This window comes from Desulfosarcina sp. (genome assembly GCF_041551955.1).
Lineage (GTDB): Bacteria > Desulfobacterota > Desulfobacteria > Desulfobacterales > Desulfosarcinaceae > Desulfosarcina.
In genome coordinates this window covers 1-18,097 of sequence record NZ_JBFELV010000055.1, presented here as the reverse complement: position 1 = coordinate 18,097, position 18,097 = coordinate 1, and the positions used below count along the sequence as shown (strand labels likewise).

Genomic DNA, 18,097 nt, shown 5'->3' with positions numbered 1-18,097 from the left:
GGCTGCATCCGCAGCACCGGCTCTTATTTCAACCCCTTGAAAATAATAGAGGATAATGTTTTTTTATCAGGCGGTTAAACCAAGCCTCCAGAAGTTGGCCTGTACTTACCACACGCCGTCCATATGTCAAGCCCCCAGGCCCATTGAAGCGCGCTGTTCATCCTGACCCTCGAGACGCTATCAGAGTCGATATCCGATGGCGTAATAGTCGATGTCCTCCGGATGAACGTGGACTTCTGAGATGGCCTTGTCCCGCACCGATATGCCGGAACGGTGCACCGACTCCGGGTCTCCGGATACCAAGGGGTGCCACGCGTTCAGGTCCCTGCCTTCAGACAACCGCCGATAGGCACAGGTTCTGGGCAGCCAGCGCAGTCGGGCGATCTGTTCCGCGGTCAGCACCAGGCAGTCGGGCACCAGCGTGGTCCGGTTGCCGTAATCGCGACAGCTGCACGCCTTAACGTCCAGCAAGTAACAGGAGACCCAGGTGTAGGTCACTTTGCCCGTTTTGCCATCCTGAAATTTTTGCAGGCAGCAGCGACCACAGCCGTCGCACAGGGACTCCCATTGCTCACGGGTCATCTGCTCCAAACGCAACACTTGCCAAAAGGGGGGGGCGACCGCCTGAGGGATGGGGCGCAGGGGATGCATTTTCATGGGTGTCGATCCTTTTTTTCCATACCCCGTTGCCTTAGCATGATTCGACTCGGTCGAAAAAGGAAAATCCATGGTCGATTGCTTTTGGCGCAGGAAGGCTTACGTTTTTAGGCAACTTTATGTCACATCCGCCTGCCGGATACCCCGGCACGGGTGGGGATAACAGGAGAAACACGGTGAGAGGCCAACCGATACCACTTATATGCTTTGCCCTGAACTGCCTGTTGGTCTGGGCTGGGATGCACGGCATCGCCGGGGCAACCATGCCGACCGGTTCTATGGCGCACCACGATCTGACCATTCGTCTGTTCCCCGAAAAGTCAGAACTGGAAGGCCGGGACCTGATCCGCATCCAGAGGCCGGAAAAAGGCACCGTCCACCTGCTTCTTTCGCCTCGCACCCGCATCCATAGCGTTCGAATTGACGGCCACGATCACCCCTATTCATTTAACCGGGGAAGGATGACCGTGAACCTGGACCGAAGCCAATCGACCCTGAACGTGGATTTGAGCATCGAATACACCTGCCGGTTCGACGATCCTGCGCCGGTTCGCCCGGTCAACACCGACAACCCGGGGTTTGGTGTCAGCGGTACGATCTCCACTTCGGGCACCTTTCTCCTGTCTGGCGCGGGCTGGTACCCTCACGTGGCTGATGCCAGGCAGTCATTTGGGCTGACCGTGGATGGACCAGACGACACCGTAGCGGTCACCGCCGGCCGGCTCCTGGGCATCGACCGCCGGGGCGCAAGAACCGTCAGCCGTTGGCGAATCGACAATCACCTCGAGGGACTGAGCCTTTCCGCCGGCCCTTATGTGGTCGAAAAACGGATCCAAAACGGGCTGACTGCCACCACCTACTTGTTCCCGGGTAATCAGGCCTTGGCACCGCGCTATCTGGAAGCATCCCTGCGCCACCTGAAGCGATACAACGACCTTTTCGGAGCCTATCCATTTGATGGGTTTGCGGTTGTCGAAAACTTCTTCCCCACCGGCTACGGCTTTCCCGGATACACCCTCATGGGAGGAAGGGTCCTGCAACTGCCATTTATCCCGGAAACGAGCCTGTCTCACGAGATCGTCCACAGCTGGTGGGGCAACGGGGTCCTGGTTGACGCCGCCTCGGGCAACTGGTGCGAAGGTCTTACCTCTTATACGGCCGATTACCTGATCAAAGAACAGGCGTCATCCCGCGCGGCAGTGGATTACCGGCGCCAAGCCCTGCGCAATTATGCCACACTGGTATCACCAGCGGCCGACTTCCCCTTGAGCCGTTTCCGAAGCCGCACCGATCCGGTCACCAAGGCGGTGGGCTACGACAAATCCACCATGGTCTTTCACATGCTGCGCAGGGAGGTGGGCGAGGATGCATTCTGGGCCTCACTGCGCCATCTTTATGGGCAATTCCGCTTCAAGCACGCTTCATGGAAGGATCTGCAGGAACGCTTTGAAGCGCAGGCGGGGCGACCGCTGGATACGTTCTTCCGCCAATGGGTCTACCGGCCGGGTGCTCTGCAAATACGGCTGGAAAATGTCCGACCGGTAGAAGGCCGCCAGGGATGGCGGACCGTCGGCCGCTTGGTCCAGCAAAGCCCCTTCTACGACGTTACGCTGGAACTGGCCTTGGACACCGATGAAGGTCCGGTCGGCCGGTCGATCCACTTGTCCGACCGACTGACGGAATTTGAAATCATTACGCCCGCGTACCCCCGGTCGCTCACCGCGGACCCTGACCATCACCTTTTCAGGCGACTCATCCCTGAAGAGATGCCCCCCACGGTCAACACCTTGAAGGGCTCAACGACCGTCGCGGTGGTAATTGCGGATCGCTTGGGGCAGAGCGGCGAGGCCATCGCCCTACGTTTCTCCGAAGCCATGGGATTGGACAATGTCCGAATGGTTCGTGAAGCCGACTTCATTGCTGCCAAAGCCGGTGAAAGCAATCTGCTGTTCGTCGGCCTGCCCGGCCAACCGGAGGCGCTCAGGCTGTTTCCTCGGAACTTAAAATTGACCCCCGAGGCCTTTGACGCGGGGGGACGGCATTTCGACGGATCGGGGGATGTGCTGTTCGCTGTGAACCGGCACCCCGACCGCTCCGGGGACATCGTCGCCCTGCTGCACCCACTCTCTGTAGAGGCGGCCGACCAGACAGCCCTGAAAATTCCCCATTACGGCCGGTATAGCTATCTGGGCTTCAGCGATGGATCAAACCGGATCAAAGGCACGTGGGCAGTCAATGATTCACCGGTAATGGTCCGCTGGCACCCAGTCCCACCCAATCACCAAGGAGACCCGCCATGACCATCTTTCGCCGCAAACCGATCATGGGTTTACTGGCATTATCGATCCTGCTGCTGGCAGCCACCTGCCGCGACCCCAAACAGGCAGCCCCGCTGAACCTGTTTGATCTTCAGACGCGGCAGTCTCTATCCGGCGTGCAGGCCGTGGAGGCACTGAAAAGCGCCCGCCTCGTGCTGGTGGGCGAACACCACACCGATCAGCGCCACCACGACGCTCAACTGTTGGTCATCCGGACGCTGGACGCGCAATCGGTTCCCCTTTCCATCGGGTTGGAGATGTTTCGCAAGGACAGCCAGGCAGCACTGGATCGATGGGTGGCCGGCGAGTTGGATGAAGCGGCTTTCGAAAAGATCTATCTGGACAACTGGAATTTTCCCTGGTCGCTTTACAGAAGCATCTTCGTCTACGCCCGGGAGAAGAAGATCCCCATGGTCGGCCTGAATGTCTCCCGGGAGATCACCCGGCAGGTGGCCCAGCAGGGATTTGCCTCACTTTCCGATGAGCAGCGGGGAGAACTGGAAGGCGTCACCTGCAATGTGACCCGCGAGTATCGGGATTTCATCCGCAGCGCCTTCGGTGCCCACGGCCACGGCAACATGGATTTCATCCGATTTTGTGAGGCCCAGTTGGTCTGGGATAGCGCCATGGCCGTCAACAGCCTCAACCACCTGGAGCAGCACGCAGATCGGGTCATGGTGCTGCTGGCCGGATCGGGCCATGCGCGTAAGATGGGCATCCCCTACCAGATCGAGAGTCGATTGCCGATTCCGACCACCGTGCTGCTGCCTCATACCGCGGATATCTTCGAGCCCGCAACACTGACCCTTGCCGATGCGGATTTCATCATCATGCCCTGAATGACATGGGCGCCGGCTGCTGCCGACGTCTTGTTATTTAGATGAAAATAATTGGCTTTCAGCCTGTTCACCTGCTGTTTGAAGTCGATGTCTACATCAGCCGCGCATTGATAAACAGATGACAGACAATGCTGGCGGCATAACCCAGCATGATGACGGGCGTCCATTTCAGGTGGGCGCCGAATGTATAGGTTCCCCGGGCCGTCCCCATAAGGGCGACCCCGGCGGCTGAGCCGATGGATAGCATGCTGCCCCCCACGCCGGCGGTCAGGGTCACCAGCAGCCATTGGCCATGGGACATGTCCGGATTCATGGTAAGCACGGCGAACATCACCGGGATGTTGTCCACCACAGCGGATAGAAGCCCCACGATGACGTTGGCCCAGGTCGCACCCAGGTCGTGGTACATATACTGGGAAACGGCGGCCAGGTAGCCGAACTGGGCCAGCCCCCCCACACACAGAATCACTCCGTAGAAAAACAAGAGGGTGTCCCACTCGGCTCGGGCAATTTTTTTCATGAGGTCGAAATGCTGGGCGGCAGCCTTCTTGTCCGTATAGTCCTGCAGCACTTCAACGGCACCGATGAGGTTGCCGGTTTCGTCCTTCAACGGCGCCCCCGAAAAGGAGACCCAGCGGCCCTCTTTTCCCAATGTCGGCACGAAACGGGAGGCCTCATAGGCGCCCTCGATATATTCGTTGCGTTTGAAATGGCCCTCATAATGCTGATCGATCATCTTCTCCGGCATATAGTTGAGCACCAGGTCGGCCATCACCGGCTGTTCATTCTCGTAAAAGGGTTTCCATTGGTTGCGGGTGCCGACCGTTTCCTGCGCCAGGATGCCGGTAAAGGTTTCGCAGGCCTTGTTCCAGTGGGTGATCACATGATCGGTGTCGATGGCAAAGGCTGGCAAGGACACCTTCTCCATGATGGCCGACAGGTCCAGCTTGCTCTTGACGATGGTGGTAATCGGGTAAACGGACTCGGCACCTCGCGCACCCAGGATATAATCATAGCGCTCTGAACGTCCCTCATGCAGCTTGATATGATAGGACAGCGGACCCAGAAACCCCAGCCCCAGCATCATACCGGCCACCGGGGGAAGATGCAGAAAATTGTGGAAACAGACCGCGGTGACGATGGTCACCAGAAAAAAAGCCATAATGGCCTGGGCCCCGTATTTCATCTCCACATTCTCATCGATTGTTTTCGGTACACCCTTTTCAATGGCCAGACTCATGACCACCGCAGGGATCAGCCAGTTTACCAGGGAGGGAACAAAGATATTAAAAAATTCGCCGAACTGGACCTTCCCTTTCTGCCACACCATCAGGGTGGTAATGTCCCCGAATGGTGAAAAAGCGCCGCCGGCGTTGGCGGCAACCACCACATTGATACAGGCCAGGGTCACGAACGTCTTGTTGTCGCCGCCCACGGCCATGACCACGGCCCCCATCAGCAGCGCCGTAGTCAGGTTGTCGGCAATGGGAGAAATGACGAAGGCCAGGGCCCCGGTCACCCAGAAAATCATCCGCAAGGAGAGCCCCCTGGACACCAGGTACGCCCGCAGCGACTGGAACACGTTGCGCTCTTCCATGGCATTGATGTACGTCATTGCAGCCAGCAGAAATAAAAACAACTCCGCATATTCCAGCAGGCTGTGCTTAATCGCTTCGTGAGCCGTGTGGGTGTCTCCGATTCGAATGTAGGCAATGGCCAGGAGCACCCAGACGATGCCGGCAGCCAGAAGCACCGGCTTGCTTTTTCGCAGATGGATCGTGTTTTCCAGGGGCACCAGCGCATATGCCAGCACGAAAACAATGACACCCAGATAACCGTACACCGTGCCGGTCAGATCGGCCGATGCGGCCGCGCCATGCCCCCCTTGCGCCCACGCAATAGCTGGCATCAGTAAAATGGGTATGAACCACAAGAACCTTATCATGTTGACCTCTTATCAGGACTGGAAAAAAAGGAGGCACTATAGGCTAACCATTCACTGATGCCAATAGTTTTTTGGCGGTGAATCTGTTCCCCGGAAAAATTGGCGCGTTGTTATGTATCCACGGTGAGCCGAAGAAGGGTCGTTTACGATTAGAAAAGAGAGGATCCTGGAGGGATGATCGCCGCCAAGGGGTGGGCTTCACGCAGGTCGGCGTTCACGGGTTCAACGGTTCAGCGTCAGGCCAGCCTGCGGGAGTCGGCTGTTTTTTGCATTTTGAACTTCTTGTGAAACTTGAGCACTTTCTTGATGTAGCGCTGTGTGGCCTTGAACGGGGGGATTCCTTCATAGTTTCGAACGTGACGTGATCCTGCATTGTAGGCAGCCAGGGCCAGTTGCACATCACCGTCGAACCGGTCAAGCAGTGACCTGAAATAGCGGACGCCGCCATCGATATTCTCCTCCGGATCATAGATATCCTCAACACCTAATGATTTGGCAGTGGAGGGCATGAGTTGCATCAATCCACGGGCCCCTTTTTTCGATTTGGCCTTTGGATTGTATCCGGATTCCGCTAAAATAATGGCCCGGATCAGGTGGGGGTCAACTTCATATCTTCCGGCCACCTGAATGATAATCCCGTGAAATGGAATGGATTCGTTGGTCATGACACCAGCCGGCACCGGCGATATTTCCGTGAGCGTGTCGAACCGGGCCGGATCCTCCTCGATCTCCGGAAAAGCCAGACACACACCGAACGCCGGCGGCGCCCATGCCCGGTCGATATCCGGCAACTTCTGGGCCTCCTCGAAGGAAGGCCTGACCAGGCCTGATTCAACAACCTGAAGCGCGGACGCGGCTTCCGACGCCAGTTCGAGCGTTACCGGCGGCTGGGGCATGGCCAGTATCGGGGAAGCGTAAGCTTGAATCTCAGGTTTTTTGGTGAACGTGCAGGCAGCGGTCAGGAAAAAGCTACAGGCGGCTACAGTAACCAAAAAAGCGACGACATCTTTAAGATGGGAAAACATATGGGGTTGTTGATTATCTGGAATCATGACATTTCACATGAGTAAGGGTTAGCCATCAAGCGGCAACGCCTCGCGTCGACCAGAAGCGCGATTTAACGAGTTATTTAGCAAATAGAATGCCGAGACGTCCTTAAAGGAACAATTCTATATTAAATTCAAGGCAGTTAGATTGTAACCAGTGCAGGTCTTGGGCTTTCTGCTGTGAAAACCGTTCATCACAAACTATGGCATCTTTACCATATTGTAAAAAAAATTTCCTATTCATTTTCGATCGAATAGCCGCAATGCTAAATACCCAGGTAGGCTTTTTTCACGTCTTCGTTGATCAGTAGTCGGTCAGCAGCGTCGGAAAGGGTAATTCGGCCGTTCTCCATGACGTATCCCCGATGGGCGACCTTCAGGGCAAGGTTGGCGTTTTGTTCAACGAGAAAAATGGTGGTGTTGTTTTCGCTGTTTATTTTTTTAATAATTTCAAATATCTGTTTCACGATCAACGGAGCCAGTCCCAAGGATGGCTCATCCAGTAAAAGCAGGCGAGGCCGTGCCATCAAGGCCCGGGAGATGGCCAGCATCTGCTGCTCGCCCCCGCTCAACGTGCCCCCTGCCTGGTTGCGCCGTTCAGCCAGAATGGGAAACAGGTTGAACACATAGTCCAGGTCCGAGTGGACGCCATTCTTGTCATTCCTCAGGAACGCACCCATGTCCAGATTTTCCAGCACGGTCAGATAGGGGAAGATTCGCCGGCCTTCCGGCACCTGGCTGATGCCCATGGAGACGATCTTGTCGGGGTTCACCCGGGCAATGGATTCGCCCCTAAAGCGAACGTCGCCGCTACGCGGGGGCACGATTCCCGAGATCGACATCAAGGTCGTGGTCTTGCCGGCGCCATTGGCGCCGATCAGGGTAATGATCTCCCCCTCCTTCACTTCCAGGCTGACCCCCTTCAAGGCGCGGATATTGCCGTAATAGGAATAAATGTCAACGAGGCTAAGCATCAATTTCTTCTCCGAGGTAGGCCTTGATGACGGCCGGATTTTTGCGAATCTCCCCAGGGGTGCCCTGGGCGATCTTCTTGCCGTAGTCCATGACAAAAATGCGGTCCGACAGGCTCATGACCAGTTTCATGTCATGCTCGATAAGCAGGATCGAGATCCCTTCGTTTTCACGGATTCTGATGATCAGGTCATCCAGTTCGTGTGTTTCCTGGGGATTCATGCCGGCGGCCGGTTCATCCAGCAGCAGCATGAACGGATCCGTGGCCATGGCGCGGGCAATTTCCAGGCGCCGTTGAGCACCGTAGGGCAGGTTCTTGGCAAATTCATTGACGTACTTTTCAAGACCGATTTTTTTCAAAATCGAATAGCTTTTCTGAATCACCGCCTCCTCTTCCCGGCGGGTGGAGACGCCCCTGAGCACCGCCCCTAAAATTCCAGCCTTCATGCGGCAGTGACAGCCGATCATGACGTTTTCCAGCACGGTCATGTTCTGAAAGAGGCGGATATTCTGAAACGTCCGGGCCAGCCCCTTCTCGGTAACTTTATTGGGCTTGATCCCGTTGATCCGGTGGGTTCGTCCTTCTTTCGGCGGAGAGATCAGTACGTCGCCTCCGCTGGGATCGTAAATCCCGGTGATGCAGTTGAAGAACGTGGTCTTGCCCGCACCGTTGGGGCCGATCAGCGCCACAATCTCTCCTTGGTGAACATCCAGATCGACCTGGTCCAGGGCCCGGAGTCCACCAAAATTCATGGTCAGTTGTTTAACGTCGAGTATCGGTTCCATATTCATATCTGTTCGGGTCATGCCCCTTGTTCGACCGTTCCTTCGCATTGCCTGCTCACCGTCAGCATGGACGGCAGAACCAATGGATCAGGCCGTCTCCTTGTATTGATACGTTCGCCGGACCGTTTCCACGATACCGCCGGGCCTGAACACCATCATCACCACCAGCACGGCCCCGAATGCCAGTATGCGATATTCCGAAAGAAAACGAAGATATTCGGGCAGCAGAATCAAAATAAAGGCGCCGACGATGACACCCACAATGGATCCCATACCTCCCAGAACCACCACGCACAGGATGTTGATCGATTCCCAGAGGGTAAAGCTGGCCGGATTGATGAATGTGGTTTTCGCGGCGAAGACCACCCCGGCGAAACCGGCCCAGGTGGCGCCCAGGGCAAAGGCCATGAGTTTGGTTTTGCGCTTGTCGATGCCCATGGCTTGGCAGGCCACCTCATCCTCACGAAGGGCGATCCAGGCCCTGCCGATGCGTGAGTTCTGCAGCCGGTTGACCACGAAGATGGTGAACAAGGCCAGCACGATCATCATGAAATAGATGTAGATCGTCGCCTGCTCGATGTTCATCTCTACATTGAAAAATCCCGGACGGGGAATATTGGCGATACCGCTGGGCCCGAAGGAAAACTCGTTCCAGTTCTCCATGATCAGGCGGATGATCTCACCGAAGCCCAGGGTGACGATAGCCAGGTAGTCCCCCCTCAATCGCAATACGGGAAATCCGAGGATGATGCCGAACAGGGCCGCCAGTCCGGCGCCTAAACCGAGAACAGTCCAAAAACCGAGGCCGAAATGATAGTTGAGCAGGGCGTAGGAGTATGCGCCGACGCAGTAAAAGGCGGCATAACCCAGGTCCAGCAGTCCGGCCATACCGACCACGATATTGAGCCCCAAGCCCAGCAGCACGTAGATCAAGGCGGTGATCATGATGTTGGTCTGGTAGATGGAAAAGATGAACGGAAAAGCCACGGCCCCGACACCGATCGCGATCAGCGCAGGAATGGTGAACCGCCGGTCGCTGAGCAACCGCTGGCTCAAGGTCACCCGGACAACACCATCCACCTCCGTCTCTCGCGTACCGCGTTCCTTGCGGCGGATCAGGTAGCGCCAGACGGCACTCAGCACAAAACTGCCGCCGGCGACGAGCAACAGGTTGCCCCAGCGCCACTGGATGATGTTTTCCACCGTGTTGACCCGGATCACCATGATGGGAAAGGTCAAGAACATGAACCAGAGTGAGACAATTAAAGATTTTTTGAGTTCGTTTACGATCATGGGGAACGTCATCTCAATACGCAGGTGGCCGACGGGTGGTGGTTGCCGGCCACAGTGAATAGTTAAGCACCATTACACCTTTTCCGAACTTGATCGACCCAGGATGCCGGCCGGCCTGAAGATCAGAATCAAGACCAGAAAAATGAAGGCGAACACGTCCTCGTAGTCACTGGAAATGTAACCGGTGAATAATGACTCGGTCCATCCGAGCACCAAAGATCCCAGCACCGCGCCGGGGATGGAGCCGATGCCGCCCAGGACCGCCGCCACGAAAGCCTTGATGCCGGCAATGAAGCCGATGTAGAAATTGATCTGACCGATGTGGGAAGCGATCAGCACCCCACCGATGGCAGCCGTGGCGGAGCCGATAATAAACGTCATCGATATTACCCGGTTGACGTCAACACCCACCAGCTGCGCCATGTCCCGGTCCTGGGCCGTGGCTCGCATGGCCTTGCCGATTTTTGAGAACTTGATCAGCAGCGTCAGCAGGACCATGACGATCGTGGTGGTGACCAGAATCACCAGCTCGGGCGACCCGATGATGTGGGCAATCGGCTCCATGAATTCAAAATCGGGGATCAGTCCGGGAAAGGGCATGAAATCCGAGGTCTGCGCTAAAAGCACATAGTTTTGCAGGAACAAGGACATGCCGATGGCGCTGATCAGGGCCGACAAGCGGGGAGCCTTTCTCAGCGGCTTGTAGGCGATCTTCTCCATGGTGAAGCCGTAGGCCGATGAATAGACCACGGCGGCCACGGCGGCGATCAGCAGGATGGCGATCTGGTTCCACCCCAGCATGGTCAGCACGCTGATCACGATCAGGGCGGTAAACGCACCAATCATGTATATTTCGCCATGGGCGAAGTTGATCAGCTGCACGATGCCGTAGACCATGGTGTAACCCAGGGCAATCAGCGCATAAATGCTGCCCCGGGTGAGCCCGCCCAGAAAAAGCTCGAAAAAATATTCCATGTTATAGAACCATATTCAGTAAAAGGATATCACCCGGTTGCAGGTGTTCGGGCGATGGAGGGAGCCGTTCAGAAAAATCAGGGGTCAGACGCATGGTTGTCTGCCCCCTGATTGTAGATACAATCGCTTGGCCTATTTCAATTCTACATAGGCACCATCTTTGACCTGATACATGGAGAAACCCACGCCGATGGCATCACCGCGGTCGTCAAAACGGATTTTGCCCAGTGGTGTTTCCACGTCTTTGGTCCGAAGGGCATTGGTTACCGCATCGTAATCGGTGCTACCAGCCTGCTCGATAGCATTGAGCAAGGCAAGGGTAGCTGCGTATGCATTGAGGAAGAAAGCACCCGGGTCGGCGCCATAGGCTTTTTTATGGGCGTCTTCGGCGGATTTAGTCATGGGGTTGCTGGAGGTATCCATAGGGCCGGTTGCATAGACACCTTCGGCATACTTCTGGGCCACTTTGATGAACGTGTCATCCTTGACCCCGTCATCGGAAATGAAGATGGTGTCCATTCTCTTTTTGCGCATCTGAGATACGATTTTGGAGGCTTCGGGATGATAGCCGCCGAAAATGACCGCCTCGGCCCCACTTTTCTTGATCTTCTGCACCACGGCACTGTAATCCACGGCACCAGGGGTGATGCCTTCATAAAAGACCACTTCGGCCCGGGAGTCTTTTTCCAGAAAATCCTTGGCGAACTCAGCCAAACCCTTGCCATAGTCGCCCTTGTCGTGCAGCACGGCAATTTTTTTCAACTTCAGGACGTCCAGCGCAAAATCAACTTCCAAACGCGCCTGGGCATCGTCGGAGGCGATGGTGCGGAAAAAGTTGGGGTAGTCCCCGCTTTGGGTCAGCGCGGGGTTGGTGGCAGACGGAGACATGACCGGGATATTCGAGTCTTTGTAAATCCCCAGGGCCGCCTTGGTGGCTCCGGAGCAGATGTGACCCAGCACCACATGGACGCCTTCGGAAACCAGCTTGGTGGCCGTGTTGGTGGCCACTTCAGGTTTGCACACATCATCTTCCACCATCAGCTCAACCTGTTTGCCGAGAACGCCGCCCTTGGCATTGATGTCTTTTACCACCAGTTCAGCGGCTTTAATCGTCGGAATACCGTAGGAGGCAAGGTCACCACTGTGGGGGCCCGCAACACCCAGTTTGATGGTATCAGCTGCCATGGCAGTACCGGCAACCATAAACGCACCGACGACTGCAACAATAAGGAATTGTACCAAACATTTTTTCATCTTGCCTCTCCTTCTCAATTGGTTTTGGTGAATTTTCCCCTCCAAGTTAACGCGACTGTATAATCGAGTTGCCGATGGTCAGTCAAGTTAAAAGGCTGCCGGAGACCCGTGATTCCAACAGGGTGGGCTCAGGCTCATTACTTTATAATTCAGATGCTTCGAATCTGGTTATCGACTATATGCCACGCGGCCGGCAAGCCTGTCTGGACATGAGTGAAGTGAATTCATTTATTTATGGACCAACAAGGAATGTATATGATCCGGAGCAAATGATGTCAACTGCATTCCGCACGATGCGTCCCTATAGGCCATATTCCTGTCTGCCGATCTTGAACTTGCCCTGGCCACCAAACCCATGTATGACGGTAAATGATAGATCAATTGGAGCCGGAACTCAGGAAACCGAGCAGGAACGCGATCCCCATCATGAAAAAACACATCGGTCTGGTTGTCAAAGATGACGGCAATGCCCGGCAGCAGGCTGACCGGTTCGAGCACTGGCTGGTCAAAAAAGGGCTCACCGTTATCCGCCGACCCATCGGGCTTCCCGCTGAAAAGCCATCGCAAGGCTCACGCAAACGGTCGCCGAAATCGCTTTTCTGCGTATTCGTTTTGGGTGGCGACGGCACATTTTTAAGTGCCGTTCGCTGGATCGGAGACCAGCAGACCCCCATCATCGGCGTAAAATTCGGCGAGGTCGGATTCCTTGCGGAGACCACGGAAGACCGTCTGTGCGAAGTTGCCGAGGCTATCCTGGCAGATCAATTCGCCACCCGACCGCAAATACGACTGCAGATTCAAGCTCTACGGGAGGGCGTGGAGACCGCCCGGGAGTCGGCCTTCAATGACGTGGTCATCAACAAGGGCGCCCTGGCCCGACTGGCCCGGATCCGCACCCATATCGACGGCCAGTTCCTCACCGATTACCGTGCCGATGGCCTCATCGTGGCCACACCCACCGGGTCCACAGCCTATTCCCTGGCCGCCGGCGGCCCCATCATCCATTCGTCGGTGCCCGGCATACTGATTACACCCATTTGCCCATTCACACTGACCAACCGGCCGCTGATGGTCCCCGACTCGGCTGTGATCAAAATCCAACTCGCCGAGGACACATCGGACATCATGCTGACCTGTGACGGCCAGGTGGGAATGAAAATCGACGAACGGGACACCATCATCATCAGCAAAAGCCCCAGTCCGGTCCAGATGATCACGCTTCCCGATCATAACTACTTCGATGTCCTCAAGGCCAAGCTGAAATGGAGCGGCGGCCGGGTGTAATTGAGTGCCCGTTGAAAAACAGATTGCACTTTTATTTTTGCAATGTTCATGTTAACAGGGTTCACACGCCTGAAATAGGAAATGGAGACTCTCTGATTTGAAGCGCTATCCACGACGGCTGAATGTTTTTCTCTGCCTATTGACTGCCATTTCCAGCCTTTTCATCTCACCCGCCTGGGCCGACCAAAAAGCCAAACGGGTCCTGATCCTGCCCCTGACGATTCACTCAGAAAAAGACCTGACCTTTCTCAACAAGGGCATCTTGGACATGCTCGCCGCACGCATCAGCCAGTCGGCCGAGGTAATTCGCAAAGACGCACCGGCCCCGGGTAAAGATCCAGTGCGGATGGCCAGCGATCTGAACGCCGACTATGTGATCACCGGCAGTTTGACCGTGTTCGGCAACAGCGCCAGTACCGATGCCGCCCTGACAGCGGTCGATTCCGGCGATACGGCGCTGCTGTTCAGCCAGTTCGGCCAGAACGGCGGGGATGTGCTCATGCACGTCAACCAATTTGCCACACAGGTGAGCGATTACCTTGAATCCCTGTCCGCCGCCGCACCCCGGGTGGCGGCCCCACCTGCGGCCGCACCCGCGGTGATGATCCCCCAGGCGGCCTCCCCCGTTCAACCGGTACAGCCCCTGCCGCCTGCAGCTGCGGCATCACCCCGGGCACCGGCAGCACCGGCGCCGGCCGCAGCACCCGTCGCTGCCGCGACAGCAGCCGCCCCCAAAACAGCGGAACCGTCTGAAGCCCTGTGGACCAGCAGTCCTTTCCCAGGCACCATCAGCGCCCTGGCCACCGGGGACGTGAACGGCGACGGCCGAACCGACATCGTTTTTGCCCACGGGAACCGGATTGTCGTGGAACACCGGAATGGCGACCGCCTGGATCGCCTCGCCGCCATCGATGCCGGCAGGCGCCACCGCATCGTCGCCGTGGACGCCGGAGACGTCAACGGCAACGGAGCCGCCGAAATCTTCGTCACCCGGCTGGACGTCCACGGCAAGCTGGACTCGGTGGTACTCGAATGGAACGGTGCTACGCTTGCACCCATTGCAGGCGACCAAAGCTGGTACTTCCGGGTTACCGATGTTCCTGAAATAGGAATGGTGCTGATGGGCCAGCGGCGGGGCACCCCGTCATCCAACGACACCGGTGGCCTGTACGCTTATACCCACTTTCTGCCCGGTGTTTTCGAACTCGCCTGGACCGGCAACGAATATCAGGCCGGCCGACGGATCCCACTGCCCGATGAGATGACGGTCTACCAGTTCGCCCGGGGTGACATCTTCAACGACGGCAAGGTTCGGACCATGGCCTATTCGGACGCCGACAAGCTGCGCATTTTAGATCCAACGGGAACCCCCCAGTGGGCAGGCGAAGAAACCCTTGGCGGCAGCCCGCTATTTTTAGAAAACACATCAGCCAGCGGAGCCATCGCCAAGGACCGGACCTATCTGACCCAGCGGTTGATCGCCGCCGATCTTGACGGTGATGGCAACGTCGAAGTGGTCACCGTTCACAACCGCGATGCGGCCAGGGGATTCGTTGAGCGCTTTCGCAAGTACACCCGCGGGCGGGTGATCGCCCTTCGCTGGAACAAGGTCGACATGAAGCAAATCTGGACCGGCGAGGAAATCAGCGGCTACATCAGTGATTTCTCCCTGGCAGACCTGAACGGCGACGGCCGGCTGGAAGCGGTCTACGCCATGGTGGTCAGCACCGGATTGGCCCAGAGCAAGTCCAGCAGTATTGTTGTCGAACAGATTGGCCCGTTGTCGGGCAAGTAGTGGGGACCGACAAACGGTAAAATCTCAATATCCAAAAAACAAATAGCCAACCAATCTCAATGACCAAGTCCCAAACGATTTGAAGGGCCATTCACGACCTGCGATGGGTGGTAAGTGGGGTTTGAAATTTCGAAATGGTGGTTTGGAATGATTTGAGATTGGGTGATAGTGGTTTGTTATTTTTAGTCGATGCTACCGGATCTCCAATCAAGATCCGTTCTCCTTACAAGAACTAAACTTTTCAAAAATTTGACCGATGTCAACCCCATGCTGGATTGTCGGTGCAGCCTGGACAACTGCATCAACGCATCAACGAAAAGGAGGTGATCAAGCGTATTCCGGTCAGTTGGATCAGCAGGTGTACAAACCCACTGTTTTTAACAAGGAGGAGCCAGATGAAGAATGTTAGGTTAATGATTGCCCTTTTCGCAGCGCTGATGATCGCTGCCCCGGCAATGGCCCTGGAGGTGGAGGTCTCGGGCCACTATTTTGTAGAGCATTTCAATCACTCTAACTCAACCCTCAACAAAGATGAGGCGACTGACGACTATTCGACCATGGAGTTCATGGCCAAACCGGTCTTCAATATCAATGACAACATCACCCTCACCACTCAGTTCACCGCTCTTCAGGACCACACCTGGGGCACGGATGCCAGCCGACCGACCGATGAGGACAACCCGCTCTCACCCAAAATGGACAACAACGAAAACTTCGACTGGAAAGCGGCCTACATGACCATCAAGACATCCATCGGCGGCTTCATCGTTGGGCGCTACATCGACACCCCCTGGGGCACCGCCCTGGGCGACAGCACCGCCAGCCACGGCAGCAACAGTCTGCACAAGGACCGGGTCATGTGGGTCGTGCCCGTGGGTGACTTCATCTCTGGTCTCGTGGCTCAGAAAAACGGAGAAGGGGACCGGGGAAACATTATTTCCGATCAAGACTTCCACAAATACTACGGCTTTTCGGCATACAAGCAGGAAAACTGGTCGACCGGTCTGCTGATCGCCCGCTACGACATCAGGAACTTCGTGAGTCAGGCTGATCTTCGCGCATTTCAGATGGGTTATAACAACTATCTGGGTGCATCTTCAGCCGCAACAGTGGCGCAAGGCACCTATGCTGGGACTTATGCTCAAGCTCTCCAATTAGCCGGTGCGGTGAATCCCGCTTTAGTGCCTCTCGTGCAGGCTGCCCCATTTGACGCTGTCCAGAGCGCAACTCTTGACGGTGCACTTGCAGGTGCTAACCTTCCTGCCGTCGATCTTTATGGTCTTAATTCTAATGCGATAAGCGCCCAGGGCGCAGCAGCAGCAGCCGGAGCCTCCATAGCCGCCGGCCCTACTCGCTCCCAAGCAGGCATTTGGGTGCTCAACCCATACTTCAAGGGCACGTTCGGCCCCTTGTATGCGGAAGCTGAGTTTCTCTATGGCTTCGGTGAAATCGAACTAGATGAGATCCGGACAGATCCGGTCTCCGGCGATACCTTCGACACCATCGATGTGGATGCACTTGCGGCCACCCTTGATGTCAAATACGACATCGCCGGATTGACTCTCAATGCGGGCGGGACCTATGTGCAAGGCGACAGCAACGCATATGACAATGAGACCAGTGCTGTCGGTTATCTTGAACAGTCCATCGACCTGGAGCACGGATTCTTGCTCACATCTGACATCCAGAACCTCAACACGAGCCTGGGCGGCACCGATGAAAACGGCATCCCTTTGGGCAACGTCGCCGGCGGCCCCACCACCATCACCGGTCCGGCCGGTTACACCTCGTTCTGGCTGGGCGCCAAGTATCAGTTGCTGGACAACCTGAAGCTGGGTGCGCTCTACGTGAAGTCAAATGCGGATGACGCGCCCAAGACCAACGCCGGTGTGGAATGGGATGACGACCACGGCTCCGAGTACGACTTCACCGTGGAGTGGGACATCATGAACAACCTGAAGTTCTGGGGCGTGGTGGCCTACCTGGATGCCGGGGACTACTGGAAAGCCGGTGGCTTCAACACCGAAATCGAAAACAACACCACCATCTATGGCAGGGTAACGCTTGAATTCTAATTGATTGGCTGGTCATGGAAAATGTCACGTGACCAGTATTTTTCATGTTGGTGTTTTTTCAGGAACAGCGAACCAATAAAAACCCCGGTGGCCTTTCAGCCTGCCGGGGTTTTTTTAACTGCTTGCCAAACCAATTCGCGCCTATCACCGGGCCTGGAAGCCGCTCCGACGATGAATCGTTCAAGAGTTGGAGCGCCATCCTGGCGCGATATCCTATGGCCAGGTGTAGCACAAGCCCGCCATCGCGGCTAAAAACCGATAGAACGCTGAAGCGGCATCTTGCCGCAATACCAGATGATCCAGCGGTCGCCAAACCTTTCATCAAGCCACCATGGTGCGTTGGAGCGGCTTCCAGTCGCGAAGGAATCACTGAATCAGAAACAAGGCCGCGAGCAAAACCAGCACAACCCCCCCCACCACCATCAATCGCTTTTTGGTGATCATCGGTGTGGCCGGCGACGGCGCTTTGTCTTTCTCCTTAAAAGACCGGATTCTTTCTATCTTTTTTCTTTCCCGCTCCCTTTCCCGGCGCCTGGCATCGTCGTCCCTTCTTTCGTAGGGCCCATCTCTTCGATCATCGGAGACGAACACATGAACCTGCCGACGATCATCGGCTTTTCTTCTTTCCATACGCCTTCCTCCGCCCGTTTGACTATATAGAAACCTTATTTATTCAAATAATGGTTTGCCTGGTTGTCAACAATAAATACCCGGCCATAACCGGGGTCCCGGCTTTCAATCCCGTCGTCTTCGCGGCGTTTTCGGTCACCTCGCCGATAACCTCATGGGATTTGTGCACCGGGGCGAATTTATCCAAATCTACACTCAGCTTTTCCGCCATGCTCGCCGAATAGGCGT

Annotated in this window: 15 protein-coding genes; 5 read left to right on the top strand and 10 right to left on the bottom strand. The window is 56.0% G+C overall.

Annotated features, from left to right (window positions below; genetic code table 11):
* Positions 1-180: 180 nt before the first annotated feature.
* Positions 181-657, bottom strand: a complete 477-nt coding sequence (locus ABYV26_RS06610) for a YcgN family cysteine cluster protein (RefSeq protein ID WP_372679344.1) — start codon at positions 655-657, stop codon at positions 181-183.
* A gap of 176 nt (positions 658-833) precedes the next feature.
* On the opposite strand from ABYV26_RS06610, the gene ABYV26_RS06605 reads away from it, so the two are divergent.
* Together ABYV26_RS06605 and ABYV26_RS06600 are read left to right on the top strand one after the other, a co-directional pair.
* Entirely contained in the window at positions 834-2,957 is a 2,124-nt protein-coding gene (locus tag ABYV26_RS06605; RefSeq protein ID WP_372679342.1) for a M1 family metallopeptidase, read from the top strand.
* Positions 2,954-3,814, top strand: coding sequence for a ChaN family lipoprotein (locus tag ABYV26_RS06600; RefSeq protein WP_372679340.1), 861 nt, complete (start codon positions 2,954-2,956; stop codon positions 3,812-3,814). The genes ABYV26_RS06605 and ABYV26_RS06600 overlap by 4 nt, the downstream gene beginning before the upstream one ends.
* A 91-nt stretch (positions 3,815-3,905) precedes the next feature.
* On the opposite strand, the gene nhaD is transcribed toward ABYV26_RS06600, so the two are convergent.
* From nhaD to ABYV26_RS06565, 7 genes are all read right to left on the bottom strand, one after another.
* Entirely contained in the window at positions 3,906-5,759 is a 1,854-nt protein-coding gene (gene nhaD / locus ABYV26_RS06595) for a sodium:proton antiporter NhaD (RefSeq protein WP_372679338.1), read from the bottom strand.
* A 236-nt stretch (positions 5,760-5,995) separates the two neighbouring features.
* Complete coding sequence (locus ABYV26_RS06590; protein ID WP_372679336.1) at positions 5,996-6,811, bottom strand: lytic transglycosylase domain-containing protein; 816 nt, start codon at positions 6,809-6,811, stop codon at positions 5,996-5,998.
* Positions 6,812-7,071: 260 nt separating this feature from the next.
* Positions 7,072-7,779, bottom strand: a complete 708-nt coding sequence (locus ABYV26_RS06585) for an ABC transporter ATP-binding protein (protein WP_372679334.1) — start codon at positions 7,777-7,779, stop codon at positions 7,072-7,074.
* Positions 7,772-8,563 carry an ABC transporter ATP-binding protein gene (locus ABYV26_RS06580; protein ID WP_372679346.1) on the bottom strand — a complete coding sequence of 264 codons (792 nt, stop codon included), beginning with the start codon at positions 8,561-8,563 and terminating at the stop codon, positions 7,772-7,774. Before ABYV26_RS06580 ends, ABYV26_RS06585 begins: the two co-directional genes overlap by 8 nt.
* An 87-nt stretch (positions 8,564-8,650) precedes the next feature.
* Positions 8,651-9,856 carry a branched-chain amino acid ABC transporter permease gene (locus tag ABYV26_RS06575; protein ID WP_372679332.1) on the bottom strand — a complete coding sequence of 402 codons (1,206 nt, stop codon included), beginning with the start codon at positions 9,854-9,856 and terminating at the stop codon, positions 8,651-8,653.
* A gap of 72 nt (positions 9,857-9,928) precedes the next feature.
* Complete coding sequence (locus ABYV26_RS06570) at positions 9,929-10,831, bottom strand: branched-chain amino acid ABC transporter permease (protein ID WP_372679330.1); 903 nt, start codon at positions 10,829-10,831, stop codon at positions 9,929-9,931.
* A 132-nt stretch (positions 10,832-10,963) separates the two neighbouring features.
* A complete protein-coding gene (locus ABYV26_RS06565) occupies positions 10,964-12,085 on the bottom strand; it encodes a branched-chain amino acid ABC transporter substrate-binding protein (protein ID WP_372679328.1) in 1,122 nt (373 codons plus the stop codon).
* Between the two features lie 426 nt (positions 12,086-12,511).
* Here ABYV26_RS06565 and ABYV26_RS06560 point away from each other — a divergent pair, with 426 nt between their 5' ends.
* The 3 genes from ABYV26_RS06560 (at position 12,512) to ABYV26_RS06550 (ending at position 17,239) form a co-directional block, all read left to right on the top strand.
* Positions 12,512-13,369 (top strand): NAD(+)/NADH kinase, encoded by an 858-nt coding sequence (locus ABYV26_RS06560; protein WP_372679326.1) that lies wholly within the window; start codon positions 12,512-12,514, stop codon positions 13,367-13,369.
* A 97-nt stretch (positions 13,370-13,466) separates the two neighbouring features.
* On the top strand, positions 13,467-15,164 hold the full coding sequence (locus ABYV26_RS06555; protein ID WP_372679324.1) for an FG-GAP-like repeat-containing protein: 1,698 nt from the start codon (positions 13,467-13,469) through the stop codon (positions 15,162-15,164).
* Positions 15,165-15,559: 395 nt separating this feature from the next.
* Positions 15,560-17,239, top strand: a complete 1,680-nt coding sequence (locus ABYV26_RS06550) for a hypothetical protein (protein ID WP_372679322.1) — start codon at positions 15,560-15,562, stop codon at positions 17,237-17,239.
* Positions 17,240-17,605: 366 nt separating this feature from the next.
* On the opposite strand, the gene ABYV26_RS06545 is transcribed toward ABYV26_RS06550, so the two are convergent.
* Positions 17,606-17,869 carry a hypothetical protein gene (locus ABYV26_RS06545; RefSeq protein ID WP_372679320.1) on the bottom strand — a complete coding sequence of 88 codons (264 nt, stop codon included), beginning with the start codon at positions 17,867-17,869 and terminating at the stop codon, positions 17,606-17,608.
* 43 nt (positions 17,870-17,912) lie between these two features.
* On the bottom strand, positions 17,913-18,097 hold a 185-nt coding region (locus ABYV26_RS06540), incomplete at its 5' end, for an FGGY family carbohydrate kinase (protein ID WP_372679318.1).